Below are 21,668 nucleotides of genomic sequence, written 5' to 3'. Positions count from 1 at the left end.
CTGCCTGAATGCGATCAACTGTAGGAGCTGCCGAAGGCTGCGATCTTTTGATCTTGAAAAACAGATCAAAAGATCGCAGCCTTCGGCAGCTCCTACAGGTGCACGAACAGGAGATCGACGGTGGATTAGTGGTTGGCCGCGAGCAGGCGTTGGTCGACGCTGAGGATCGCGTCAACCATCGCCCGCGCCGCCGGGGTCATGGAGTAGCCGACGCGGCTGACGATGCCGTAACCCAATTGCAGCGCCGGGTCGTTGCGCGGCACATCGGTGAAATCGAGCAGATGAATCAGCCCCTGATCGACCTGCTCCCGCAACGCCTCAAGCGTCGCCAGACCAATCGCATCAGAGCGCAACACCACCCGTTGAATCGCATCAAACTGCGCGCATTCCACGCTCGGATTGAAATCCGGTTCACCCAAAATATCCGCGAGGATCTTGCGAATCATCGGCGGAATCCGCGTGCCCACCACTGGATAATCCAGCAGCGCGCGCAACTTCAAACCCTTCTGTCCGGCCAGCGGATGCCCGGCCCGACAGAAAAAGCGTCCCGGTCGCGTGCGCAGCAACTGCACGTGATACTGCGGATCGCCGACAAAATACCGCGCGTCCGCCACCAGAAATTCGATCTGCTGCTCACGCAACCACAGCGACAATTGCTGCCAGTCACCCTGATGAAAACGCGTGCGAATCGCCGGGTGTGCCTGAATGAATTCCGCCAGCGCTTCCGGCACCAGCACCTGCGCCGGGTACGGCCCGCAACCGAATTGCAGTTCGCCGCCGGTGAGGCCGTTGTACTGGGTCAATTCGTTGTGCAACGCCTGACTACCCGCGAGCAGACGCCGCGCATGCTGCAACACCAGTTCACCCTGGCCAGTGAGGCGAAACTCGCGGCTGCTGCGCTCGACCAGTTCGCAATCGAGGTCACGTTCCAGCGTCTGAATGCTACGGCTGAACGCCGGTTGGCTTAGGTTGATCGCTTCCGCCGCGCGGCCAAAATTGCGGTAGTCGGCGAGGGCCACGAGGTGGCGAAGCTGACGTAAATCCATCATGCGTCTCCTGCATTCTGCGGATACTTTTAATGCATTGGATCGATAGCACGATGGCTGGCATAAGTACACGCCTGTCCCTCGGTAATCGTCGCCATGTCGCATCCCATGTTCGCTTCCAGCGCCTTCACCCGCACCATTCTCGGCCACGCCGAACAGTCTGGCCTGTGCCCGCAAACCCTGCTGGCACGGGCCGGAATCTGCGCATCGGCTCTCGACGGTCACGACCAGCAAATTCCTGCGCACGCGGTCGAGAAACTATGGCTTGAATGCGAGCAGGCCGGGGCAGCGCCGACGTTCGGTTGTGAATTGGTCAACGGTCTGGCGACCACATGTCTGCAAGGCCTGAACATTCTGCTCGACTCTGCACCGACGTTGCGCGCCAGCCTCGATTGCTTTGTGGCGTTCGCGCCGCGCGTGACCAATTACGTCGCGGTCGAGTTGCAGGAGTCCGGCGATGACGCGCATTTGCACCTGCGTCCGGTGCAAGGCCAGGCCCATCACTTCGGCCTCGATGCAGCAACGATTACCTTGGTGCGCAACATCGCCCGTCGACTGGGCAAGACGCCCGACGCAGTGTTCGTCAGCGTCACCTTATGCCCCGCACAAGCCGCAGGACACTGGCTGCGCAACAACGGTATTCGTGTTGAACAAGGCGCTCATCCGCGCCTGACCTTGAAGCGTTCAACCCTCGAAGAACCACTGCTCGGCGCCAATCCGTTTCTGCATCAGAGCATGCTTCGCCATTGGCAAACCGAATCCTCCGCGCCGAGTCGCAACGACAGTCTGGAACTGGCGCGGCACTGGCTGACCGCTGGCGATCAACCGATCGAACGCATCGCCGAACGCCTCGGTTATCGCCAGCCGAGCAACTTCATCCGCGCCTTCCGCAAACAGTTCGGCATCACGCCGAAGCAGTTCCGCCTCAATCCGCTGTAAGCACGCCGATGATTGGTTTTTGTCAGCCATCGCTTGTGTGTCAGCGCTGAGGGTTGGGCACCGTGTCAGTGCTGAGCAAACCTGACCGGAGCCCAATAATGATAAGAAAAAGCTCGGTTACGCCCCAAGTCCGTCCGCGACTTGCCCGGCGTGGCCACCCCCGTACGCAACCCTTGACCCTGGCGATTCTCGCCGCCCTGTCGAGCCCCGGCTACGCCACCAGTTTCGACCTCAACGAAGACTGGAGCCTGTCGACCAAAACCACCCTGACCCTGGGGAGCAGCTGGTCGACGCAAAACTCCGACAAAAGCCTGATGACCCGTGCCAACGCCCCGCAAGCACAAGGCGTGCGCGCCAATGGCACCAGCGTCAGCGCCGACGACAACCGGCTGAACTTCGAGAAGGGCGACCCGATCTCGCAGAACTTCAAAGGCCTGACCGATTTCAGTCTCGATGGCCAAGGGCAGGGCGCGTTCATTCGTTTCAAATACTGGTACGACCACGCCTACGAAACCCGCAATGGCCGCTTCAAGGATTTCGACGATTCGGGTTGGGATGACCTGAGCAAGTTTCAGGGTTTCAAAACCCTCGACGCTTACGTCTGGAAAGACTTCCAGATCGCCGATCACCCGCTGAACGTCAAGGTCGGCAATCAAGTGTTGTCGTGGGGTGAATCGCTGCTGATCCAGAACGGCATCAACGTGATCAACCCGTTGGACATTTCCGCCTTCAACCGTCCCGGGGTGGAAATCAAAGAAGGCCAGTTGCCGGTGGAGATGATCTCGTTCAGCTTCGGCCTGTCCGACACCCTCAACCTCGAAGGCTTTTATCAGTACAACTGGCGCGAAAGCGCACTCGACGGTTGCGGGACTTTTTTCGCTTCCAGCGATGCGATCCAGAAGGGTTGCGGGCCGCTGTACCTGAGCCAGGTGCAGACCGATCAACAGATGCAAGCCGCCGGTTTATACGCCTATTCGCGCGGCAACGAATCGCCGTCGGACAACGGCCAGTTCGGCTTCGCGTTGCGCAACATGATCCCGGCGCTGAACGATGCCGAAGCGGCGATCTACTACATCAACTATCACTCGCGGCTGCCGTATTTCACCCTCGATGCGCGCAACACCTCGCTGCCCGGCACCTTTCCCGGCGGCATTCAGGCGCCGAGCTACGCAGCGGCGTTTCCGGAAAACATTCACCTGTACGGCATCAGCCTCAATGGCGTGGAGCCGATCAGCGGCATCTCGCTCGCGGGCGAGTTGAGCTATCGGCCAAACATGCCGCTGGCGATCAATGCGCCGGACATCAACGTCGCGGTAATCTCCGGGCCGGGCGGCAATTCTTGGGTCGATCTGCCGCCGGGTTTCAACACCAATGCCGGCAGCCGTTACGACGGCTGGGTGCGCAAAGGCGTGTGGCAGATGACCGGTTCGGCGACGCAGGCTTTCGACAACATCCTCGGCGCCACGCGTTTGAGTCTGTTCGGCGAGGCCGGCGTTGTGCACATCGACGACCTCGGCGACGAACGTCTGGGCCGCAACGCCGCGTTCGGTCGCAGCGCCCCGCGCAATGGCTCAGCGTGCAACACCGTGGCGTCGGGCGTGACCAATCAGTACTGCACCGACAAGGGTTTCGCCACCGAGTGGTCGTGGGGTTATCGCCTGCGCGCGAGCCTTGAATACAGCGACGTGTTGCCGGGGATCAACCTGATTCCGGCAGTCAACTGGCGCCATGACGTCTCCGGTTATTCCTACGATCCGCAAGGGCCGTTTCAGGAAGGTCAGCAAGCCCTCGGCCTCAGCCTGACCGGCGTCTACATGAACGATTACAGCGTTGAACTGGCTTACAACACGTTCTTCGGTTCCAACGATTACAGCACCCTCGATGACCGCGATTTTGCCTCGGTCAGCTTCAAGGCCGACTTCTAAGGAGAACCCTCATGCGACTGCAATTGTGTGTACTGGCGCTGGCCTGCAGCGTTGGTCTGGCGCAAGCCAAAGGTAACGATCCGGCGCCGCTGGGCAAAACGTTGACGCCGATGGGCTCGGAGATGGCCGCGAATGCCGACGGCAGTATTCCGGCGTGGAGCGGTGGCCTGGCGAGCAACGCCGGTACCGTCGACAGCAAGGGCAGTTACAGCGATCCGTATGCGGCGGAAAAACCGTTGTTCACCGTCACTGCGCAGAATCTGGCGCAGTATCAGAAATTTCTCAGCCCCGGGCAGATCGCGTTGTTCAAGCGCTACCCGGACAGCTACAAGATGAACATCTACCCGACTCATCGCAGCGCCAATCTGCCTAAAGACGTGCTGGAACAAAGTCGCGGCAACGTCGCGAAAACCAGCATGGCTGACGGCGGCAACGGCTTGCACGACTATGCGCGCGGCATTCCATTCCCGCTGCCGACCGAAGGCCTTGAGGTGATGTGGAACCACATGACCCGCTATCGCGGCGGCAGTTACGAGCGCATCAGCAGCTCGGCATTGGTGCGCGAAAACGGCGCGACCAGTTATGTGCGCAACCAGTCGCTGATCAACTTTGCCGACACGGTTTCCGGGCTGGAACCGGGCGCCAACACGCTGTTCCTGTTCAAGAGCCGCGTGCTCGAGCCGGCACGGTTGTCCGGTGAAGCGGTGCTGGTGCACGAACCGATCGACCAGGTCGCCGAGCCGCGTTCGGCCTGGCAATACCTGCCGGGGCAACGCCGGGTGCGTCGCGCGCCGATGATCGCTTACGACAACAGCGCGCGCTACAGCAACGGCCTGATCACCGCCGACAACATCGACGGCTACAACGGCGCGCCCGATCGTTTCGACTGGAAACTGATTGGCAAACAGGAGCTGTTCATCCCTTACAACAGCTACAAGATCGGCAGCCACGCACTCAAATACGACGAGGTGATCAAGCCCAATCACATCAATCAGGATCTGGCGCGCTACGAGAAACATCGGGTGTGGGTGGTGGAAGCCACGCTCAAGCCAAACGCCCGGCACATCTATGCCAAACGCCGGTTTTATGTGGACGAAGACAGTTGGCAGATTGCTCAGTCGGATCAGTACGACAGCCGTGGCGAGTTGTGGCGCAGCGGTGAATTGCACGCGATTCAGCAGTACGACCATGGCTTCACCTACAACGTGCTGGAGACGTCCTACGACCTGATTGCCGGGCGTTATTACGCCGGCGGCCTGGCCAACGAAGAGACCCAGCCAATGCGCGTCGGGTTCGCGGCGAAGACCGACGACTACACCCCGTCGGATCTGCGGCGTTGGGCTAAATAACCAAAACCACCACAGAACCCCTGTGGGAGCGGGCTTGCTCGCGAAGGCGTCATCAGCTTCAACATTTTTGTTGCCTGATACACCGCATTCGCGAGCAAGCCCGCTCCCACAAGGAAGTGTTTCAAGGGAGATTGTTTATGCGTCACTGGATTTCTGCTCTAGCGGTCGGCGCCAGCCTCGGCACCGGTCACGCCGCTGACCTTGATGTGAGCCAGGCCAAAGCCCTCGCACAAGAGGCTTACGTCTTCGCCTACGCCACCGTCGAACACGACAAAGTACTCACCGCGATCAATGCCAAACTGCCGTTCAATCGTCTCTACAGCGAACCGCGTCTGCTCGGCCCGCAAGACAACAAAGTCGTCTCGCCGAATAACGACACCTTCTACTCCCGCGCCTTGCTCGACCTGCGCGCCGAGCCGATGGTGCTGCAAGTGCCGGCGATCGAGGATCGCTACTACAGCTTCCAGTTGGTCGACCTGCGCACCGACAACCTCGATTACATCGGCACCCGCGCCACCGGCAATCAGGCCGGACGCTATCTGATTGTCGGGCCGGACTGGAAGGGCGAAGCGCCGACGGGTTTCAACGGCGTGATTCGTTCGCCCAGCCGCGTGGTTTTTTTGCTTGGGCGCACCGAAGTCAAAGGCGAGGCCGATCAAAAAGACGCCGCCAAAGTGCTGATGGGTTATGCCCTGCAACCGCTGTCCCGCGCCACCAACAGCGCTGCACCCGACGCACCTGCGCCGTTGCATCTCCCGGCGTATCTGGACACCAAACACGGCGAAGCGCAGGCCCTGTTCAACACCTTTAATGCTTTGGCGCCGTTGCATCAATGGACGCCCAGCGAGCAGGCCAAACTCGCTCGATTCGCCGCGATTGGCGTGCTGCCCGGCAGCGCATTCGCCCCGGCCGATACCCTTCGCCAAGCCATCGCAGAGGGCGCTGAAGCCGGCCGCGAGCAGGTTCGCACCGCCTCCAGCCAACTGTCGAAAGAACAGAACGGCTGGTTTCCATCACCGACCAACATTGGCAAATTCGCTGACGATGACCTGACCCGTGCTGCCGTCGCATGGCGCTACATCTACGCCAACGACGCGGTCGAAGCGGTTTACCCGATGGCCCTGCACGATGCCGAAGGCCAGTTGCTCGACGGTCGCCAGACCTATCGCCTGCATTTCCCCGCCGGGCAGTTACCGCCGGTGAACGCCTTCTGGTCGCTGACCCTGTACGACGGTAAAACCCAGTTGCTGGCGAGCAATGCCATCGGGCGTTACGCCTTGGGCGATCGCAGCGCCGATTTGCACTACGACGCCGACGGCGGCCTCACGCTGTTGCTGCAAGCGGACGCACCGGCACAGGCCGAGCAAGGCAACTGGCTGCCGACGCCACAAGGCCCGTTCAACCTGCTGCTGCGTTTGTACCTGCCGAAAGCCGCTGCGCTGGATGGCAGTTATCAATTGCCGACGATTGCGAGGGTCGGGCCATGAGTCTGACGATCAATCGTCGCCAGATGTTGGGCGGCATGAGTGTGCTCGGAGGCGGGCTGATGATGCCGCGCTGGTTGCTGGCCGATGAAACGCAATCGGTCGCGCAAGAGGCGTGGATCTACGCTTTTCCGATGCTGATGCATTACCAGACGATGGAAAAACAACTGCTGGATCCGAGCGCGGCGGAGTACGTCGGCGGCTTCAATCGGTTTCGCCATTACAGCCAGCTCTACACCCCGGCCAATCGCGAAATCGTCACGCCGAACAACGACACGCCTTACTCCTGGGCCTGGCTCGATCTGCGCACTGAGCCGCAAGTGTTGAGCGTGCCGGCGGTGGATGCCGATCGCTATTACGTGCATCAACTGGTCGATCAGTACACGCATAACTTTGCCTATGTCGGCGTGCTCAGCACCGGACGCGAGGCGGGGGATTATCTGATCGCCGGGCCGAACTGGCAGGAGCCGACGCCGAAGGGCATCAAAGCCGTGCTGCGCAGTGAAACCGAGATCGTCATGCTGCTCGGGCGTACCGGGTTGAAGAGCGCCGACGATATGCCGGCAGTGCGCGCATTGCAGGAGCAATACCGTTTACGTGGGTTGCATGAATACAGCGGCAGCCCGGGCCCGCTGGCCGCGCCGGCGATTGACTGGCCGGCGTGGGAGAGCAAAACCGGGTTGGGGCCGTCGTTTATCGCAGTGCTTAATCAGATCCTTGCGCTGTGCCCGACCCAGCCTGCAGAACAAGCATTGCGCGAACGCTTCGCACGGATCGGCATTGTCCCGGGGCAGGCTTTTGATTTCGCCGCGTTGCCGGTCGAAAAGCAGCAAGCGATCGCCGCTGGAATCAAACTGGCGCAAGCGCAACTGCAAGAGACCGCCGCGCAAACACGCTCCACGCTTGGCCTGTTTGGTAACCGTGAGGCGATGCATGGCAATTATCTGAATCGCGCGGTCGGGGCGTATCTGGGGATTTACGGCAACAGTGTTGATGAGGCGTTTTACACCGGTAGCCGTCTGGATAATCAGGGGCAACCGTTGCAGGGCGGCCGGCGTTATCGCCTGCGTTTTGCACCGGGGCAATTGCCGCCGGCCAGCGAGTTCTGGTCGCTGACGTTGTATGACTTGCCGGATCGGCAGTTGGTGGCGAATCCGCTTGATCGGTATTGTTTGAGCAGTCGCGATCAATTGCAGCGCGATGCGGATGGTGGGCTGACGTTGTGGATGCAGGCGAATTCACCGGGGGCGGGGCAGGAGAGCAATTGGCTGCCGACGCCGCAGAACGGGGCGTTTAACGTGATTTTGCGCTTGTACGGGCCGAAGCAAGAAGTGGTTGAGCAGAAGTGGCGGATGCCGGTGGTTGAGGTTATTTAGAAGCAAAAGATCGCAGCCTTCGGCAGCTCCTACAGAGGAATGCAATCACCTGTAGGAGCTGCCGAAGGCTGCGATCTTTTGACCTTAAGGCGTAACGATATTGAACTGCGGCCCAAACGTATCCAGGCTGCCCATCAACTCGCCCAGTTTCTTGCCGTTCCCCTGCAACTTGATCAAGCCTTTCTGCATCGCCGTCGGGAAATCCAGTTGCTTGAGGCTGATCTTCTCCAGCGTGTCCTTGCTCAAACTGACACTCGCGTCCGCCGCCGCATTCAGCCCGGCCCGATGCGTCAGCACACCATTGCGCAAGGTCAGATTAAAGTCTTTCTGCAAGTCCTCGAACGTCCAGTTCAACGTCAGGTCATGATTCACAGCCTTGTCGCTGTCCAGCCGCACCGCCAGATAATCAAAGAACATTTCCGGGCTCATCGCCCGCACCATGTCCACCGACACCGACGTCCCCGCATGGGGCGGCACGCCGTTGCGCAGTTCCATCGCGCCAGTCAGGTACATGTTGCGCCAGGTGGCGTTCTCGCTTTGATAACCCAATTGCTCCAGCGTCTCGGCCTGCGCTTTGTGCGCCTCGGCGTTGTCCGGCTCGGCGAACAACAACTGATTGCCCAACTGTGCCGCCCAGCGATAGTCACCGCTGGCCATGGCTTTGCGTATTTTTTCCAATACCGCAGCGCCGCCGCCCATGGCCTCGACCGTGCGTTTGGCGGTGTCCACCGGCGGCAGCGGATTGAGGTTGGCCGGGTTGCCGTCGTAGAAACCCATGTAGCGCTGATACACCGCGCGGGTGTTGAAACTCAGCGAACCGTAGTAGCCACGGGTGTACCACTTCTGGTCGAGCGAGCCCGGCAGTTTGGTGATGGTGTCGGCGATTTCCTGTGGCGTCAGGCCCTGATTGAGCAGGTGCAAGGTGCGGTCATTGAGGAACGCGTACATGTCGCGCTGATCGGCAAGGAACGTGCGAATCCGCTCGCCGCCCCAGGTCGGCCAGTTGTGCTGCGCGAACAGCACGTCAGCCTTGTCGCCGTAGCGCGCCAGGCTGTCGTCGAGGTATTGCGACCAGGCCTTGGCGTCACGCACTTGCGCGCCGCGCGGGGTGAGGACGTTGTGCATCATTTGCGTGGCGTTTTCGGCCATGCACAGGGCTTTCAGCTCCGGCAGATACATGTTCATTTCCGCCGGCGCTTCGGTGCCCGGCGTCAGCTGGAACTCGAATTGAATGCCGGCGATGGTGCGGGTCTCCAGCTCCTTGGCGATCAAATCCGTCGGCGGGATCAGCGTGACCGTGCCGCCGGTTGGCGAGCTCTTGCCCAGACCGGCATCGACCTGACCGTTTTCACCGCGTGGCAACAGGCTGCCGAACTGGTACTGCGCGCGACGGCTCATGGCGTTGCCGGCCATCACGTTTTCGCTCATCACGTGCTCCATAAACCCGGCCGGGGCGAACACCTTGACCTTGCCAGCCTTCACATCCGCCTCGTCGATCACCCCGCGCACGCCGCCGAAATGGTCGACGTGGGTGTGGCTGTAAATGACGGCGACCACCGGTTTGTGCGGACGGTTGGCGTAGTACAGATCCAGCGCCGCTTTAGCGGTTTCGGCCATGGTCAGCGGGTCGATGATGATCAGCCCGTCGTCACCTTCGATGATGGTCATGTTGGCCAGATCGAGGCCGCGCACCTGATACAACTTCGGACTGACTTCAAACAGACCGGCATGCGCATTGAGCTGGGCTAGACGCCACAGGCTCGGATTCACCGATTCCGGCGCTTGATCCTTGGCGAGGAAGTCGTAGGCCTGCACGTCCCAGATGACCTTGCCGCTGGCGTCCTTGATCTGACCTTTGAACGGCGCGATCAGGCCTTTGCTGATGGATTCGAAATCGGTGCGGTCGCTGAAGGGCAGTTGCTTCAGAACAGCGGCGTTGCTGGCGATGGTCTGTGCGCTGGGGGCGACGGGGGCGACGGGCGCGTCGGCGGCGAGCACCGACTGGCTCAGACACGCGGTGATCAGGCAGGCCAACAGGCCGCGGGGGCTCAAAGTGAAACGTTGCATGGCGTCTCCGGTTTTTATCGTTATGGGTGAACCAGTTTCAGAGGGTAGGGCGGCGCTCTGGCGCGGCGGTGATCGTCAACGGACAAAAACCATTCAGGGCCGCTATCCTTGGCGCAGGTTCATTGATCAGGTTTTGCCATGCTTGAGGTTCGCAACGTCTTCAAAAGCTACGCCACCCCCCAGGGTTCCTTGCTGGTGCTGCAAGGCGTCGACCTGACGCTGGAGGCTGGCAGCAGCCTCGCGCTGATGGGCGAATCGGGCAGTGGCAAAAGCACTTTGCTGCACCTGGTGGCCGGTCTGGACAAGGTCGATCGCGGCAGCATCCGCAGCGGCGAGCATCGGCTGGAGGAAATGAACGAAGCGCAACTGGCGAACTGGCGGCGTACTGAAATCGGTCTGGTATTCCAGCAGTTCAACCTGATCGGCAGTTTGCGCGTTGAGGACAATCTGGCGTTTCAGGCGCGACTCGCCGGGCGTCATGAACCGCGCTGGCAGGCGCATCTGGTGCAGCGCTTAGGCCTTGGCGATCTGCTCAAACGTTATCCGGAACAGCTTTCCGGTGGCCAGCAACAGCGCGTTGCGTTGGGCCGGGCGCTGGCGTCGCAGCCAAAATTGCTGCTGGCCGATGAACCGACCGGCAGCCTCGACGAAGCGACCAGCGATGAAGTGCTGCGGCTGTTGCTCGAATTACTTAATGACACGCCGACCACTTTGTTGATGGTTACTCACAGTCAGCGGGTCGCGGCGCAATTGGCGCAGCGGGTGGTGCTGTCCAAAGGTCGGCTGACGTGATGGTTTTTCGCCAGACCCTGCGTGCGCTGCTCAGCCATTGGCGGCGCCATCCGGTGCAGTTTTTCAGTGTGCTGACCGGGTTGTGGCTGGCGACCAGTTTGCTGACCGGCGTCGAAGCGCTGAACAGTCAGGCCCGCGACAGCTATGCCCGCGCCAGCCAGATGATCGGCGGCGAACCGCAAGCCAGCCTGAGCACGCCGAGCGGCGCAACGTTCACTCAGCAATGGTTTGTCGATCTGCGTCGACAGGGTTGGCCGGTGTCGCCGCTGTTGCAGGGCCGCTTGATCCTCAAGGATCACGAAAATCAGCGGCTGCAATTGATGGGCATCGAGCCGGTATCGCTGCCGACGGACTCGGCGGTGGCCGGGCAGGCCATGCCGATCGAGCGCATCGTCGAGTTCTTCACGCCGCCCGGCAGCACGTGGATTTCCCCGGATACCTTGCAGGCCTTGAACCTCGCAGAGGGCGCCACGCCGCAGACGGTTAACGGCCTGGCATTGCCGCCGCTGCGGGTGCAAAAGGACATGGCGCCCGGTGTGTTGCTGGTCGACATCGGTATCGCGCAAACCCTGCTCGAACAGCCGGGGCAACTGTCACGGCTGTTGCTGCCCAAGGACTTTCACGCCGAGTTGCCGGCCTCGTTCACGGGTCAGTTGCAGCTGAAAAGCAGCGGCGAGGAAAACAATCTGGCGCGGCTGACCGAGAGTTTTCACCTCAACCTGGATGCCTTGGGGTTTCTCTCGTTTCTGGTTGGCTTGTTCATCGTCCATGCGGCGATCGGCCTCGCATTGGAGCAGCGTCGAGGCCTGTTGCGTACGTTGCGCGCCTGCGGTGTCAGCGCGCGAATGTTGATCCTCTGCCTGATCGTTGAGTTGGGCATGCTGGCGCTGATCGGCGGAGTGTGCGGCGTGATCAGCGGCTATTGGCTGGCCAGCGTGCTGCTGCCGGATGTCGCCGCCAGCCTGCGCGGTTTGTACGGCGCGGAAGTGGCGGGGCAGTTGCGCCTGAGCCCTTGGTGGTGGTTCAGCGGCATCGGTTTAAGCCTGTTCGGCGCCTTGCTCGCCGGCGGCAACAGCCTGCTGCGCGCGGCACGATTGCCACTGTTGGCCGTGGCCGATCCGCAAGCCTGGCATCAGCAATATGCGCGCTGGTTGCGGCGGCAAGGTTGGTTGGCGGCAGTGCTGCTTGCGATTGCACTGGCTGCGTTGATCTGGGGGGACAGCCTGGCGAGTGGCTTTGTGTTGATGGCCGGGCTGCTGCTCGGCGCCGCGCTGGCGTTGCCGGTGTTGCTCAGCGCGATACTCAATCAATTGCTCGGGCGCAGTCGTTCGGTGCTCGGTCAGTGGTTTCTCGCCGATTGCCGCCAGCAATTGCCGGCGCTGAGTCTGGCGCTGATGGCGTTGCTGTTGGCCCTCGCCGCCAACATTGGCGCCGGCAGCATGACCTCGGGTTTTCGCCAGACCTTCAACGATTGGCTCGAACAACGTCTGAGCGCCGAGCTCTATATCAACCCGAGCAATCCGGCGCAGTCCCGCGAAATGTACAGTTGGCTGCGGCAACAGCCGAACGTCGCAGCGGTGCTGCCCAACTGGCAGGTGTCGGTGACGCTGCAAGGCTGGCCGGCGGATGTCTTTGGCGTGATCGATCACCCGCATTATCGCGAGCACTGGCCGTTGCTCGATTCCAGCGGCAGCGATCCATGGGGCCATTTGGCGACGGACGATGCGGTGATGCTCAGCGAACAACTCGCCCGCCGCCTGAAACTGCAGGCCGGCCAGCACCTGACGATCCCCACGCCCAACGGCCCATGGTCGCCGCGCATCGTCGGCATCTACGCCGATTACGGCAATCCGAAAGGGCACCTGCTGGTCAACGTCAATCACCTATTGCGCGGTTGGCCGCAACTGACGCCGAACCGCTTTAACCTGCGTATCGAGCCGAAAAATATTCCAACATTGTTGAGCGCGTTGCAGACGCGGTTTCAGCTGGATGACAGCCGCATCGTCGATCAGGCGCGGCTCAAGGGCTGGTCGGTTCAAGTGTTTGAACGCACCTTCGCGGCGACGGCGGCGCTGAACAGTCTGACCCTCGCGGTCGCTGGCGTGGCGCTGTTTATCAGCCTGCTGACCCAGAGTCAGAGTCGCCTCGGTCAACTTGCGCCGCTGTGGGCGCTGGGCGTGACGCGCAAACAGTTGATGCTGCTCAACCTCGGTCAAACCTGGCTGCTGGCGGTGCTGACGTTGGTGTTGGCGTTGCCGTTGGGGATCGCGCTGGCGTGGTGCCTGGACGCGGTGATCAACGTGCAGGCGTTTGGCTGGCGCCTGCCGTTGCGGGTGTTCCCGTGGCAACTGCTGCAACTGATGGGGTTGGCGTTGCTGGCGACATTATTGGCGTCGGCATGGCCGCTGTATTCGTTGTACCGCACGCAACCGGCGGATTTGTTGAGGACGTTTGCCCATGAGGATTAACCGCCTGGTGCTGATGCTCGCGCTGCTGCTCGGCGGTTGCGATCAACCGGCGCCTGAGCAGAAGGGCTTTGCCGGGATGGGCGATAAAGCCGAGGCGTACACGGCGGTGGTGCCGGGGCGGGTGTTCAGTTTTCCGGCGGATCACGGCGCGCATGATGGATTTCGCATCGAATGGTGGTACGTCACCGCCAATCTCAAGGATCAGCAGGGCAATCAGTTCGGCGTGCAATGGACGTTGTTTCGCAGCGCCCTGAAACCCGTGCCGGAGCAGTCGGGTTGGAGCAATCAGGTGATCTGGCTGGGGCATGCGGCGGTGACGTCGGCGTCTGCACATCACGCCGCCGAACGTTATGCGCGCGGTGGCGTGGGCCAGGCCGGCGTTCGCGTGGCGCCGTTTGACGCGTGGATCGATGATTGGCGGTTTAGCAGTCAGGCTGCCGATCCCTTGAGCGATCTACAGCTCAGCGCTCGCGACAAAGACTTCGCCTATCAACTGCACCTCACCGCCAATCGCCCATTGGTGTTGCAGGGTGACAAAGGCTTCAGCCGCAAATCCGCAGAAGGGCAGGCGTCGTATTACTACAGTCAGCCGTTTTTTCAGGCCAACGGTACGTTGCAGATTGATGGGCAGACCTACACCGTCAGCGGCCCGGCGTGGCTGGATCGCGAGTGGAGCAGCCAACCGCTGAGCGCCAACCAGACGGGCTGGGACTGGCTCTCATTGCATCTGGACAGCGGTGAAAAGGTCATGCTCTTTCGCACCCGCCAGAAGGACGGCGCGCCTTACCTGACCGGCACGTGGATCGCTGCCGACGGCCAGACGCAAACCCTGAGCGGCGAGCAGATCACCCTCACACCGCAAGACACCGCCAACGTCGCCGGGCGCAAAATGCCGATCCGCTGGGTGATCAGCATCCCCGACAAACACCTCGACATCCAGATCAACGCGCTCAACCCCAAGGCGTGGATGAACCTGCGCATCCCCTACTGGGAAGGCCCGGTGAACATCACGGGCAGCCACCCGGGCCAGGGCTACCTGGAAATGACCGGCTACTAATTATCCAAACACCACAAACCCCTGTAGGAGCTGCCGAAGGCTGCGATCTTTTGATCTCGCTGGCTAAACAATCAAAAGATCGCAGCCTCCGGCAGCTCCTACACGGATCGGTTTGAACTCGGGTTGCTGTGGTGTCCTCTACAGAGAAACCTGTCGAGGATTGATCATGAGCGACGACCTGCAACCCCCAGACCTCACCACCTGGCAGCGTCTGTTCGACGACGAAACCTACTGGCAGCAATCCCCCGACGCTCATTACCTTGACCTGCAACGCATCGCCGACGACCTGCTCGGCCAAGGCGCCATCGACCTTGAGCAATGGCAGATCCTCCGTGCCAAAGCCGCCGACCTGCACAAGGATTCGCCCGCCATCAACGTCGCCCGCGAACTCGACGACCCCGAAGCCTGAGGACACCCACCATGAAACCCATCACCCCCAGCGAACACCCCGACGAACCGCGTCCCGCCGGCGAAACCGAGCGCGACAACGACGCCCTGCGCCCCACCGATCCCAAGCAGCGCCAAAGCCACGGCAAAGGCACCCCTAGCGGCGAATCCACCGCACAAGACACCGCAAAACAATCTCAAACCAAGCCCTGAACAGCGTCTATGCTCAATCGGACATCCGTCGCCAAAAACGTTTTGGCGACGGTGGCTGCCATTCATCACAGGGAAAGTATCGCTTATGAAGCTCCACGCACTGGCCAAAGCCATCACCCTCGCAACCGTACTGTCCGCCACCAGCTTCGGAGCATTTGCCGCCGATATTCCGCTGTCCGCCACCATCGAAGCGGATCAGGTCACCACCAAAGTCGTCACCGTCGATCCCGCCAACCATCAGGTTGTGCTCGAAGGCGCGGAAGGCCGTCAGGTTCACGTACAACTAACCGACAAGGCGAAAAACCTCGCCAACCTCAAGGTCGGTGATCTGGTCAAAGTCCAAGTCCAGCGTTCTGTCGCCGCTTACCTGGATACCGACGTGGATAAAGGTCTGCCTGGCACGACCGAACGCACCGGCGAACTGCGCAAGGCGCCGGGCACTGATAACCCCGGCGGCGAAGCGTTCCGTCAGGTTCAGGTACAACTGAAAATCACCAAAATTGATTTGAAGAAGAATCAGGTAACCCTGGAAAACCCGTCGGGCCAATCGAAAACACTCGACGTGAAAAAGCCTGAAATTCAAGCCAAACTGAAAGATCTGAAAGTAGGGCAGAGCGTCATCGTCACTTACACCGATATATTAAAAGTGACCAGTCAGCATGAAAGCTGAGTATTAACTCTACAGAATGATTGTTCTTGTACAGCTTTGTGTATGAGAACAATCATATAAAAGATTCTGTAGGAAGTTTGTCGGTAAATATCCGAGTGACGGAGTTTTAACTTTCCAGTACATAAATTTCACAATTCTTCATGACGACATAAGCGCCAACTTCAATTAAAATCCCTTCCGTTCGCCCAGTGTCAGGGCTCTTTACCGGTGCATGGATTGCCAGGCCATAACACTGGGCGAACACTTTAAACGAAGCGTATGTATACAAAATTCGGCAACAAAAAAGGGCGACTGAATAGTCGCCCTTTTTTGTGTCTTTAAATTATGCCGATGCTTGCATCCCGGCCTTGCCTCGCTGCTGCTCAAGACGCTTGATCGACGCCTCGTACATTTTCGTACGCCGATGATCCTTGCCGTAGGTGCCCGCGGCCGCGACCGTGCCTGACTGGATGTGATCCAGATAGCTGAAGATCTTGCGTGGCGACAGAAACTTGATGCCATAGCCCAAGCTCACCATGCGATCCTGCAGCGTATATCCAGGCACCCGATCATCCATGCAAAAGTGCAAACCATGAGACTTGGCCAGACGAGCATTCCACAACGTGCAAAAACTCTTCAGATGAGTTTCCCGATACGGCTTCGGCTCTTTGGTTTTCAAACCCAACTGAGTTTTAGCGCGACGGACATAATGCTTGCAGAAACGCGAAGTTAATCGCCATGTCTCTCTGAGCATTCCGCGATTGATTTGCTCGACACAACCGACGGCAGCCATGTCCGGTTTATTCGCGCACTCACGCATCATCATCGCAAACACCTCTTTGTCATAAACAAAGGTATCGGTGTGTAACAGAAACAGATAATCGGTTTCAACCTTGTCCAGCACCAGATCCAGCGCCTTGCCATGCGCGATATGACCGGCTTCACCTTTCACAGAAGGGCGCTCGATCAGATTGATCCAGTCGAGCGTACGCAGGTAATCGAGACTGGCGTCTGCGGAATCGTTGTCCACCACCCAAACCGGAATGCGCTGCTCCTGAACGTGCTCACGCAGCAGCTCAAGGCACATTTTGGTCAAGTCCGGCGTTTTGTAATTCACCAGCACAACGCTGAAATTCGCCTGCTGCTGGGCTGGAAAATCTAAGGCTTTCATATCAGAAGGTCTCATCCGCGACTCATGGGCGACAGTGGTTCATGGGGCGGGATGGTAGCGATGGAACCTTAGGTGAACCTTAATTTTGGGGTTAAGGAAGGGGCAAGGTTTGTTGGGGGGCGGCAGGCTGGTAGGTGAGCAAGAGAACAGTGGTGCCATCGGGACGTTGCTATGGATGAAGTGACGACGCGACAGCATTGAAGGCGATTGAAAAAGAAGTACCAGGAGCGGGTTATTTTTCTCAAGTCACAGTGCTTTTTATTGAAAGTTAGGATTGGGGAAGTTTTAGCGTCAGTAGGTCTAAATGGCACCATCGTTGCGGTAGGCCTTAATGTTAGCGATAGTAATGCTTTCTGCTTTAAATGTGGCGCTGCATGAGTCATTGATCTCAAGTTTAAATTTGTAGATTTGATCATTTTTTGTGATCGATATGCGTGCCACTCCAGTAAAACTGAAATTTTCTACCTTGATGTCTTTGACATTATTAATATAGATACCAAATTCATACTCGTTATATTGTTTTTCTAGCCATTTTTTGGGTGCGAATGCCTGCTCTATTTCACTATGTAGTTTTAAATAAATGCAATTGCTTTCTAACCGTGCATAGGCAATACACATTTTTGCTGGCGAGTGGCTCTCCCCAAAAATAGAAGTCCACTGTTTTTTATTAGAAATTGAAGATGTCCACATGCTTTTTCACTCTGATAAATTCCGGTATCCAATTTTTTCACTCGAAGGCTATCAAAATTGCCCTCTTAGAGAAAATAGCGGTATTACGTGCAAGAAGCATTATTTTGTTTGATTTCGTGAAAACAATGTCGAGCTTCTTGAAATTAGTTTTTTAATATGTTGGAAGATTCTTTTTTTGTGTTGGATGGGAATATTGGTTCTTGGATCGGTTTAATAAATGCTGAATTTATTGTCGAGAATGTGTGAAATTAATTCCACGCTGGGAGTGTATTGGTTCACTATTTGGTTGGGTATTGATGATTGTCTTTTTTATTCGGTATCCATAATTTTTCTATGTTTTTTAAAGATATCAATGCAGGTTTTGTTCTCGTCAATTAATTTTTCGTAGAAGCTCTCGTCGTCAGCCCATTCGGGAAATACAAGTTGAGTTTTGTTTTTATGATTATGGGTTTCTCGGGATTTTAGGATCCATTGTGCTGAGAGTGTATTGTCCGATATTTTGAAAAAATCTGATGCGTATGGCTTCGGATATTCGTGATAGGATTCGGAACAAATATATAGCCAAGGGCAGTTATCCCAGAATTCTACTCCGTAAACTACGTATTCTTTTCCGGGCTCGATGTCGAGCTCATTGTTCCCGATTGATATATAGCGCTTTAGCCTTGAAACAGTGTCAGGGGTGAAGCTGTTGTCTATTTTGTTTTTTCTGCAAATTATTTTCATTTTTAAAGTGTCCTGGAGATACATCGGGGAGATTACCGCACGGCCAACTTTGAGTGAGCGAGTCTCCGATGAAAATAATTTCATTAATTTCAAGATCTTTTGTTTTTTTGATATTTCTAACAATGCTTTGTCTGCGTTATTTTTTGAGTAAGATATGCTATCTAGAAAAGAGCTCCAGGCAATTTTAGAACCTGTAAATTGGAATTTCTGACTAATTCGTACGACAAGTCTGTCATGATCGGTCTACTCCAGCTTTTCATAATAAATGCCGAAGGTTACTAAGTTCTTTTCGATTTTATCATCGAAATAGCTCATTTTTTTAATGCCCTGAATAGTTTTAACGTTGTTTTTCGATTACTTTTAAAGGGAATTATGGTGCCGGCTTTTCCCTGCTTTTACATGTCCCAAAGAGTGCTCGAATTGTCACTGTTCGGCCATGCTGCGGCCGGAATTCATAAGCGCGACTCATTAACCGGTCGGTTTAATCTGATGAATTGAAATAGGCGGAGGGGCCACATAATAAAGGATGTTTTGTTGTAAATTCTATTAGTGAATCGTCGCTTATTGCACGAATCCTATAACTTCCAAATTCATTTGATATTGTGATGGTTAGGCTTTGTTTGATAGGGATGTTTTTTATTAGAAATTCGTCAATATTACTGCAGTTGAGGCCGATTCGACAGGTGTTGAAACCAGACTGGATCCACTTCGTTGGAGGTGATTCTGGATACTCCATGATGTCAAATTCAAGGATTACTGCTGATCTGTTGTTGTCTATGTTTAAAGAAAAAAGCGTTACCTCTCCAATAGAAATTGGAGTTGTGAAAATTCTGTTGAAGAACGAGCTTCCGTCTAATTCATTCCAGTATTTCATTTTTTTTCCTTGAAGTAATAGCTTTCTTTTGCACCAGGTATTTTGCCTGTTCTTGGGTTTTTAATCTGTCTCAGATTGAAGTGAGCTGCCAGGTAGCCCTTATTTCCTGGTTCGTGGTATTGATGCCCTGCTGAGTGATCTTGGTTAATTACTTTGGATCCGTCATTACGTGTGAATTGATATTCTCTTGTAAAAAACGGTTTCCCTCCACTTATTTTCCGCGCCGTTGTAACTCGTCGCTACCTAGCACCAATTTAACCCAGGAGTATAAAAGTGACAGATTTGTTTTTAAGGTGTAAGAGTGGGTATATTTTTTTGATTTGGATTATTTGGAGAATAAATTTTTCTGAAAACAATGCTTGATTGTTTAGATTTCAATCATGAGGTTTTCAATTTTTTCGATAAATTCGAGTTTGCTTTTTGTTCTGAATTCAAAAAGAAAATTTTCGGAGTTTTTAATCGGTTTTCCTTTTTTGTCGTATTCGATTGTCAGGAAATCAATCACAAATTCTCCGTTAGGGTCACCTTCTGGCTCCACTCTCGAGTCAAAGCAATGCCCGGTACTGCGTCGAACACCGCCAATCAGCACTGAGCTGGAAAACCAGTCGCTGGTCTCCGGTGTTAACTCGACTTCAAATAGATTGTTGATTGTTATTGTCCAGCCGCTTGGCACTCGAATAGGCTGCAGCTTGTAGTCAAGTTTTGATCTCATTTACGTTGCTCATATTTTTTTTAACTTGTTTGGGGGCGGCGGGAAACTTGGATTACAGACTCGCTGGCTTTTGAAAGCTCAATTCTTATCCAGTTTATTAGTTTTCCGTTGTTGAAGCAGATCGGGGTTTCTGACCTGTAAGATTTATATTTTGAGCCACCGTGATCAAATACATTTCCATCGCGCACTGCGGAGTAGGCGGCTTGTTTTCATATCCACTGATCTTATTAGCTATGTCAGGCAGGTAGGATACCTTCGGTTTCCGTAACCTTACTATTTAGACTGTCTGTAGCAAAGTTCCGCACTGCTTGGCCTTCTCTTTGTCGTCCATTGTGTGAAAAATCTTTTATCTATTCTTTGTATTTGTTAGGGGCGGTTTTTTCTATAAAAAATCAACCGCCATCTCTCCCATCATGATCAATCATGTATAAAGTGTCTTGTTTTTTACGCTCAATACTCAAGATAAAAAATCTGAATGATTGGAAAAATAATGACGACCAGTCCATTGATTTCCGCATGTTGTAGATGTGGCATTGATTAAAGTTGTGTTGCCAATTGATTTTTTTCCGCTTGTGAACGGTGATAGATTCATTTTAATGCCTTCGAAAATGAATCTATATTATTTTTCCGTGGTGAATATTTTGTTTTTTTGTTGGGTTGGTTGCTTTTTAAAGTTATATGGGTGTTATGTTCTAAGTTCGACATATTCTTTGAAAAAAGAATAAAAATTATCGGCTATTTTTTTTGATGGTTTTTTCTTAAACAAGTCATAGCTAATGATTTTCCCGGTTTCAGATGGGCTGCAGTCAATTGCCCAGCAAATTTCATCGTCCTTGAAGTAGATGACTGCATATTGCCCTGGTAGTTCGAATTCTGCTCGGCAGCGCGTGGTGCTGTAATTTACTGTTCCGCCATTGTCTATAGTTGCATCGTTGTCCTCAATTCCGCATATTTCTGAATCCGCTGCGCCACCACCACCGCATACAACCAAAAAATCAAAAAAGTCTTGAGGCAATTTTAGTCCAAGAACATTTTCGAGTTTTTCAATTTGCTCGGTACTTGTTGGGCCAAACCAAAAGGTTTTTTCATCCGAATTGTCGAACTTTGTTATAAGGTCTTGATAGTAATGCATGACTATACTCATTCAAGGTCTTTGGTTCGTCCTTTCTATCATGCTTTTCGTGCATTTTTAAGAGACGGGTTTATGTATCCGTGAAGTACAGCCACGTTGCAGAAGCCCGAATCGAATAGGTAGTGGGCACACATGACGACAAACCGGGCATTGACCGTGGACCTTTGCCTTTGTTGACCTTGTCGACAGCCGTTTTCATGTTGTCTTAGATGCCGCGACGCGGCACCCCGCCTTACGCGCCAAACGAGCGAGTATGGGCATCTAACAGCATCTCGTGTGGGATACGCAACCAAGCAAAATTCGCGACTGGCGCTGGGAGACCTGGATGCGTCGAAACAAGCCACCGATCAGCAGACCTTCTTCGCTCCAGTCAAACTGGAAGTACTCTACGAGTGCAAACGTCAGCGGTACAAAAGCGCGTAAAGACTTGCCTTGCTCACCTCACCACGAACGTACAAGCGCTGTGAGCTGGCTGTAAAAACTATAAGTTGGAAGCGAAGCTGTAAGTCCTATGCTACAGAACACCAGTAGAGTTCAATAACACTTGATAATGGTGTTCTGTTGGTGGCTTTGAATGTTTTAACCTTTCCGTGTTATATTAGTTATTATTATGT

Annotated in this window: 20 protein-coding genes and 1 pseudogene; 11 read left to right on the top strand and 10 right to left on the bottom strand. The window is 55.7% G+C overall.

All coding sequences use genetic code 11. From position 1 onward, the window contains the following. Nucleotides 1-125: 125 nt before the first annotated feature. A complete protein-coding gene (locus ACIOMO_RS06610) occupies nt 126-1,046 on the bottom strand; it encodes a LysR family transcriptional regulator (RefSeq protein ID WP_053119153.1) in 921 nt (306 codons plus the stop codon). Nucleotides 1,047-1,142: 96 nt separating this feature from the next. Between ACIOMO_RS06610 and ACIOMO_RS06605 the strand changes: the two genes are divergently transcribed. The 5 genes from ACIOMO_RS06605 to ACIOMO_RS06585 all read left to right on the top strand — a co-directional run bounded on the left by ACIOMO_RS06605 (nt 1,143) and on the right by ACIOMO_RS06585 (nt 8,119). Continuing rightward, complete coding sequence (locus ACIOMO_RS06605) at nt 1,143-1,985, top strand: AraC family transcriptional regulator ligand-binding domain-containing protein (protein ID WP_401239171.1); 843 nt, start codon at nt 1,143-1,145, stop codon at nt 1,983-1,985. A 98-nt stretch (nt 1,986-2,083) separates the two neighbouring features. After that, nucleotides 2,084-3,910 (top strand): DUF1302 domain-containing protein, encoded by a 1,827-nt coding sequence (locus ACIOMO_RS06600; RefSeq protein ID WP_401239169.1) that lies wholly within the window; start codon nt 2,084-2,086, stop codon nt 3,908-3,910. Nucleotides 3,911-3,921: 11 nt separating this feature from the next. Continuing rightward, nucleotides 3,922-5,259, top strand: coding sequence for a DUF1329 domain-containing protein (locus tag ACIOMO_RS06595; RefSeq protein WP_053119160.1), 1,338 nt, complete (start codon nt 3,922-3,924; stop codon nt 5,257-5,259). A 137-nt stretch (nt 5,260-5,396) separates the two neighbouring features. Further along, nucleotides 5,397-6,746 carry a DUF1254 domain-containing protein gene (locus ACIOMO_RS06590; protein ID WP_401239166.1) on the top strand — a complete coding sequence of 450 codons (1,350 nt, stop codon included), beginning with the start codon at nt 5,397-5,399 and terminating at the stop codon, nt 6,744-6,746. Further along, a complete protein-coding gene (locus tag ACIOMO_RS06585; RefSeq protein ID WP_401239163.1) occupies nt 6,743-8,119 on the top strand; it encodes a DUF1254 domain-containing protein in 1,377 nt (458 codons plus the stop codon). Before ACIOMO_RS06590 ends, ACIOMO_RS06585 begins: the two co-directional genes overlap by 4 nt. Nucleotides 8,120-8,203: 84 nt before the next feature. Here the strand turns inward: ACIOMO_RS06585 and ACIOMO_RS06580 are convergent, their stop codons facing one another. Continuing rightward, entirely contained in the window at nt 8,204-10,186 is a 1,983-nt protein-coding gene (locus ACIOMO_RS06580) for an alkyl/aryl-sulfatase (protein WP_401239161.1), read from the bottom strand. A gap of 138 nt (nt 10,187-10,324) precedes the next feature. On the opposite strand from ACIOMO_RS06580, the gene ACIOMO_RS06575 reads away from it, so the two are divergent. The 6 genes from ACIOMO_RS06575 (at nt 10,325) to ACIOMO_RS06550 (ending at nt 15,773) form a co-directional block, all read left to right on the top strand. Beyond that, nucleotides 10,325-10,978 carry an ABC transporter ATP-binding protein gene (locus ACIOMO_RS06575; RefSeq protein WP_401239158.1) on the top strand — a complete coding sequence of 218 codons (654 nt, stop codon included), beginning with the start codon at nt 10,325-10,327 and terminating at the stop codon, nt 10,976-10,978. Then, nucleotides 10,975-13,446 carry an ABC transporter permease gene (locus ACIOMO_RS06570; RefSeq protein WP_401239155.1) on the top strand — a complete coding sequence of 824 codons (2,472 nt, stop codon included), beginning with the start codon at nt 10,975-10,977 and terminating at the stop codon, nt 13,444-13,446. Before ACIOMO_RS06575 ends, ACIOMO_RS06570 begins: the two co-directional genes overlap by 4 nt. Further along, nucleotides 13,436-14,503 (top strand): lipocalin-like domain-containing protein, encoded by a 1,068-nt coding sequence (locus tag ACIOMO_RS06565; protein ID WP_401239152.1) that lies wholly within the window; start codon nt 13,436-13,438, stop codon nt 14,501-14,503. Before ACIOMO_RS06570 ends, ACIOMO_RS06565 begins: the two co-directional genes overlap by 11 nt. Before the next feature lie 166 nt (nt 14,504-14,669). Next, nucleotides 14,670-14,912 carry a hypothetical protein gene (locus ACIOMO_RS06560; RefSeq protein ID WP_053119173.1) on the top strand — a complete coding sequence of 81 codons (243 nt, stop codon included), beginning with the start codon at nt 14,670-14,672 and terminating at the stop codon, nt 14,910-14,912. 11 nt (nt 14,913-14,923) lie between these two features. After that, nucleotides 14,924-15,103 (top strand): hypothetical protein, encoded by a 180-nt coding sequence (locus ACIOMO_RS06555; RefSeq protein ID WP_053119175.1) that lies wholly within the window; start codon nt 14,924-14,926, stop codon nt 15,101-15,103. 85 nt (nt 15,104-15,188) lie between these two features. Beyond that, entirely contained in the window at nt 15,189-15,773 is a 585-nt protein-coding gene (locus tag ACIOMO_RS06550) for a hypothetical protein (protein ID WP_053119178.1), read from the top strand. Nucleotides 15,774-16,095: 322 nt separating this feature from the next. On the opposite strand, the gene ACIOMO_RS06545 is transcribed toward ACIOMO_RS06550, so the two are convergent. From ACIOMO_RS06545 to ACIOMO_RS06510, 8 genes and pseudogenes are all read right to left on the bottom strand, one after another. Beyond that, on the bottom strand, nt 16,096-16,923 hold the full coding sequence (locus tag ACIOMO_RS06545) for a glycosyltransferase family 2 protein (RefSeq protein ID WP_053119180.1): 828 nt from the start codon (nt 16,921-16,923) through the stop codon (nt 16,096-16,098). A 300-nt stretch (nt 16,924-17,223) separates the two neighbouring features. Continuing rightward, nucleotides 17,224-17,613, bottom strand: a complete 390-nt coding sequence (locus tag ACIOMO_RS06540; protein ID WP_082341418.1) for an Imm50 family immunity protein — start codon at nt 17,611-17,613, stop codon at nt 17,224-17,226. Between the two features lie 309 nt (nt 17,614-17,922). Further along, entirely contained in the window at nt 17,923-18,420 is a 498-nt protein-coding gene (locus tag ACIOMO_RS06535; protein WP_401239146.1) for a hypothetical protein, read from the bottom strand. Nucleotides 18,421-18,817: 397 nt separating this feature from the next. Continuing rightward, nucleotides 18,818-19,210, bottom strand: a complete 393-nt coding sequence (locus tag ACIOMO_RS06530; RefSeq protein ID WP_082341419.1) for an Imm50 family immunity protein — start codon at nt 19,208-19,210, stop codon at nt 18,818-18,820. Further along, nucleotides 19,207-19,425, bottom strand: coding sequence for an HNH/endonuclease VII fold putative polymorphic toxin (locus tag ACIOMO_RS06525; RefSeq protein WP_401239452.1), 219 nt, complete (start codon nt 19,423-19,425; stop codon nt 19,207-19,209). Before ACIOMO_RS06525 ends, ACIOMO_RS06530 begins: the two co-directional genes overlap by 4 nt. Before the next feature lie 152 nt (nt 19,426-19,577). Beyond that, nucleotides 19,578-19,922, bottom strand: coding sequence for a hypothetical protein (locus ACIOMO_RS06520; RefSeq protein ID WP_156316135.1), 345 nt, complete (start codon nt 19,920-19,922; stop codon nt 19,578-19,580). A gap of 685 nt (nt 19,923-20,607) precedes the next feature. Further along, the gene (locus tag ACIOMO_RS06515; RefSeq protein ID WP_401239143.1) at nt 20,608-21,054 is read right to left on the bottom strand and encodes an SMI1/KNR4 family protein; all 447 of its coding nucleotides are present in this window, start codon (nt 21,052-21,054) and stop codon (nt 20,608-20,610) included. 89 nt (nt 21,055-21,143) lie between these two features. Further along, nucleotides 21,144-21,531, bottom strand: a pseudogene (locus tag ACIOMO_RS06510) (IS21 family transposase); the annotation flags it as partial. Nucleotides 21,532-21,668 lie beyond the last annotated feature (137 nt).

Source organism: Pseudomonas sp. NPDC087804, from assembly GCF_044742965.1.
Classification (GTDB): Bacteria; Pseudomonadota; Gammaproteobacteria; order Pseudomonadales; family Pseudomonadaceae; genus Aquipseudomonas; species Aquipseudomonas rustica.
This window is presented reverse-complemented; position numbering and strand designations above follow the sequence as displayed.

What these genes read in the sequence shown, in the direction of transcription:
- ACIOMO_RS06610 (WP_053119153.1), bottom strand. Translation starts at nt 1,046, where the DNA reads ATGGATTTACGTCAGCTTCGCCACCTCGTGGCCCTCGCCGACTACCGC.
- ACIOMO_RS06605 (WP_401239171.1), top strand. Translation starts at nt 1,143, where the DNA reads ATGTCGCATCCCATGTTCGCTTCCAGCGCCTTCACCCGCACCATTCTC.
- ACIOMO_RS06600 (WP_401239169.1), top strand. Translation starts at nt 2,084, where the DNA reads ATGATAAGAAAAAGCTCGGTTACGCCCCAAGTCCGTCCGCGACTTGCC.
- ACIOMO_RS06595 (WP_053119160.1), top strand. Translation starts at nt 3,922, where the DNA reads ATGCGACTGCAATTGTGTGTACTGGCGCTGGCCTGCAGCGTTGGTCTG.
- ACIOMO_RS06590 (WP_401239166.1), top strand. Translation starts at nt 5,397, where the DNA reads ATGCGTCACTGGATTTCTGCTCTAGCGGTCGGCGCCAGCCTCGGCACC.
- ACIOMO_RS06585 (WP_401239163.1), top strand. Translation starts at nt 6,743, where the DNA reads ATGAGTCTGACGATCAATCGTCGCCAGATGTTGGGCGGCATGAGTGTG.
- ACIOMO_RS06580 (WP_401239161.1), bottom strand. Translation starts at nt 10,186, where the DNA reads ATGCAACGTTTCACTTTGAGCCCCCGCGGCCTGTTGGCCTGCCTGATC.
- ACIOMO_RS06575 (WP_401239158.1), top strand. Translation starts at nt 10,325, where the DNA reads ATGCTTGAGGTTCGCAACGTCTTCAAAAGCTACGCCACCCCCCAGGGT.
- ACIOMO_RS06565 (WP_401239152.1), top strand. Translation starts at nt 13,436, where the DNA reads ATGAGGATTAACCGCCTGGTGCTGATGCTCGCGCTGCTGCTCGGCGGT.
- ACIOMO_RS06560 (WP_053119173.1), top strand. Translation starts at nt 14,670, where the DNA reads ATGAGCGACGACCTGCAACCCCCAGACCTCACCACCTGGCAGCGTCTG.
- ACIOMO_RS06555 (WP_053119175.1), top strand. Translation starts at nt 14,924, where the DNA reads ATGAAACCCATCACCCCCAGCGAACACCCCGACGAACCGCGTCCCGCC.
- ACIOMO_RS06550 (WP_053119178.1), top strand. Translation starts at nt 15,189, where the DNA reads ATGAAGCTCCACGCACTGGCCAAAGCCATCACCCTCGCAACCGTACTG.
- ACIOMO_RS06545 (WP_053119180.1), bottom strand. Translation starts at nt 16,923, where the DNA reads ATGAAAGCCTTAGATTTTCCAGCCCAGCAGCAGGCGAATTTCAGCGTT.
- ACIOMO_RS06540 (WP_082341418.1), bottom strand. Translation starts at nt 17,613, where the DNA reads ATGTGGACATCTTCAATTTCTAATAAAAAACAGTGGACTTCTATTTTT.
- ACIOMO_RS06535 (WP_401239146.1), bottom strand. Translation starts at nt 18,420, where the DNA reads ATGAAATTATTTTCATCGGAGACTCGCTCACTCAAAGTTGGCCGTGCG.
- ACIOMO_RS06530 (WP_082341419.1), bottom strand. Translation starts at nt 19,210, where the DNA reads ATGAAATACTGGAATGAATTAGACGGAAGCTCGTTCTTCAACAGAATT.
- ACIOMO_RS06520 (WP_156316135.1), bottom strand. Translation starts at nt 19,922, where the DNA reads ATGAGATCAAAACTTGACTACAAGCTGCAGCCTATTCGAGTGCCAAGC.
- ACIOMO_RS06515 (WP_401239143.1), bottom strand. Translation starts at nt 21,054, where the DNA reads ATGCATTACTATCAAGACCTTATAACAAAGTTCGACAATTCGGATGAA.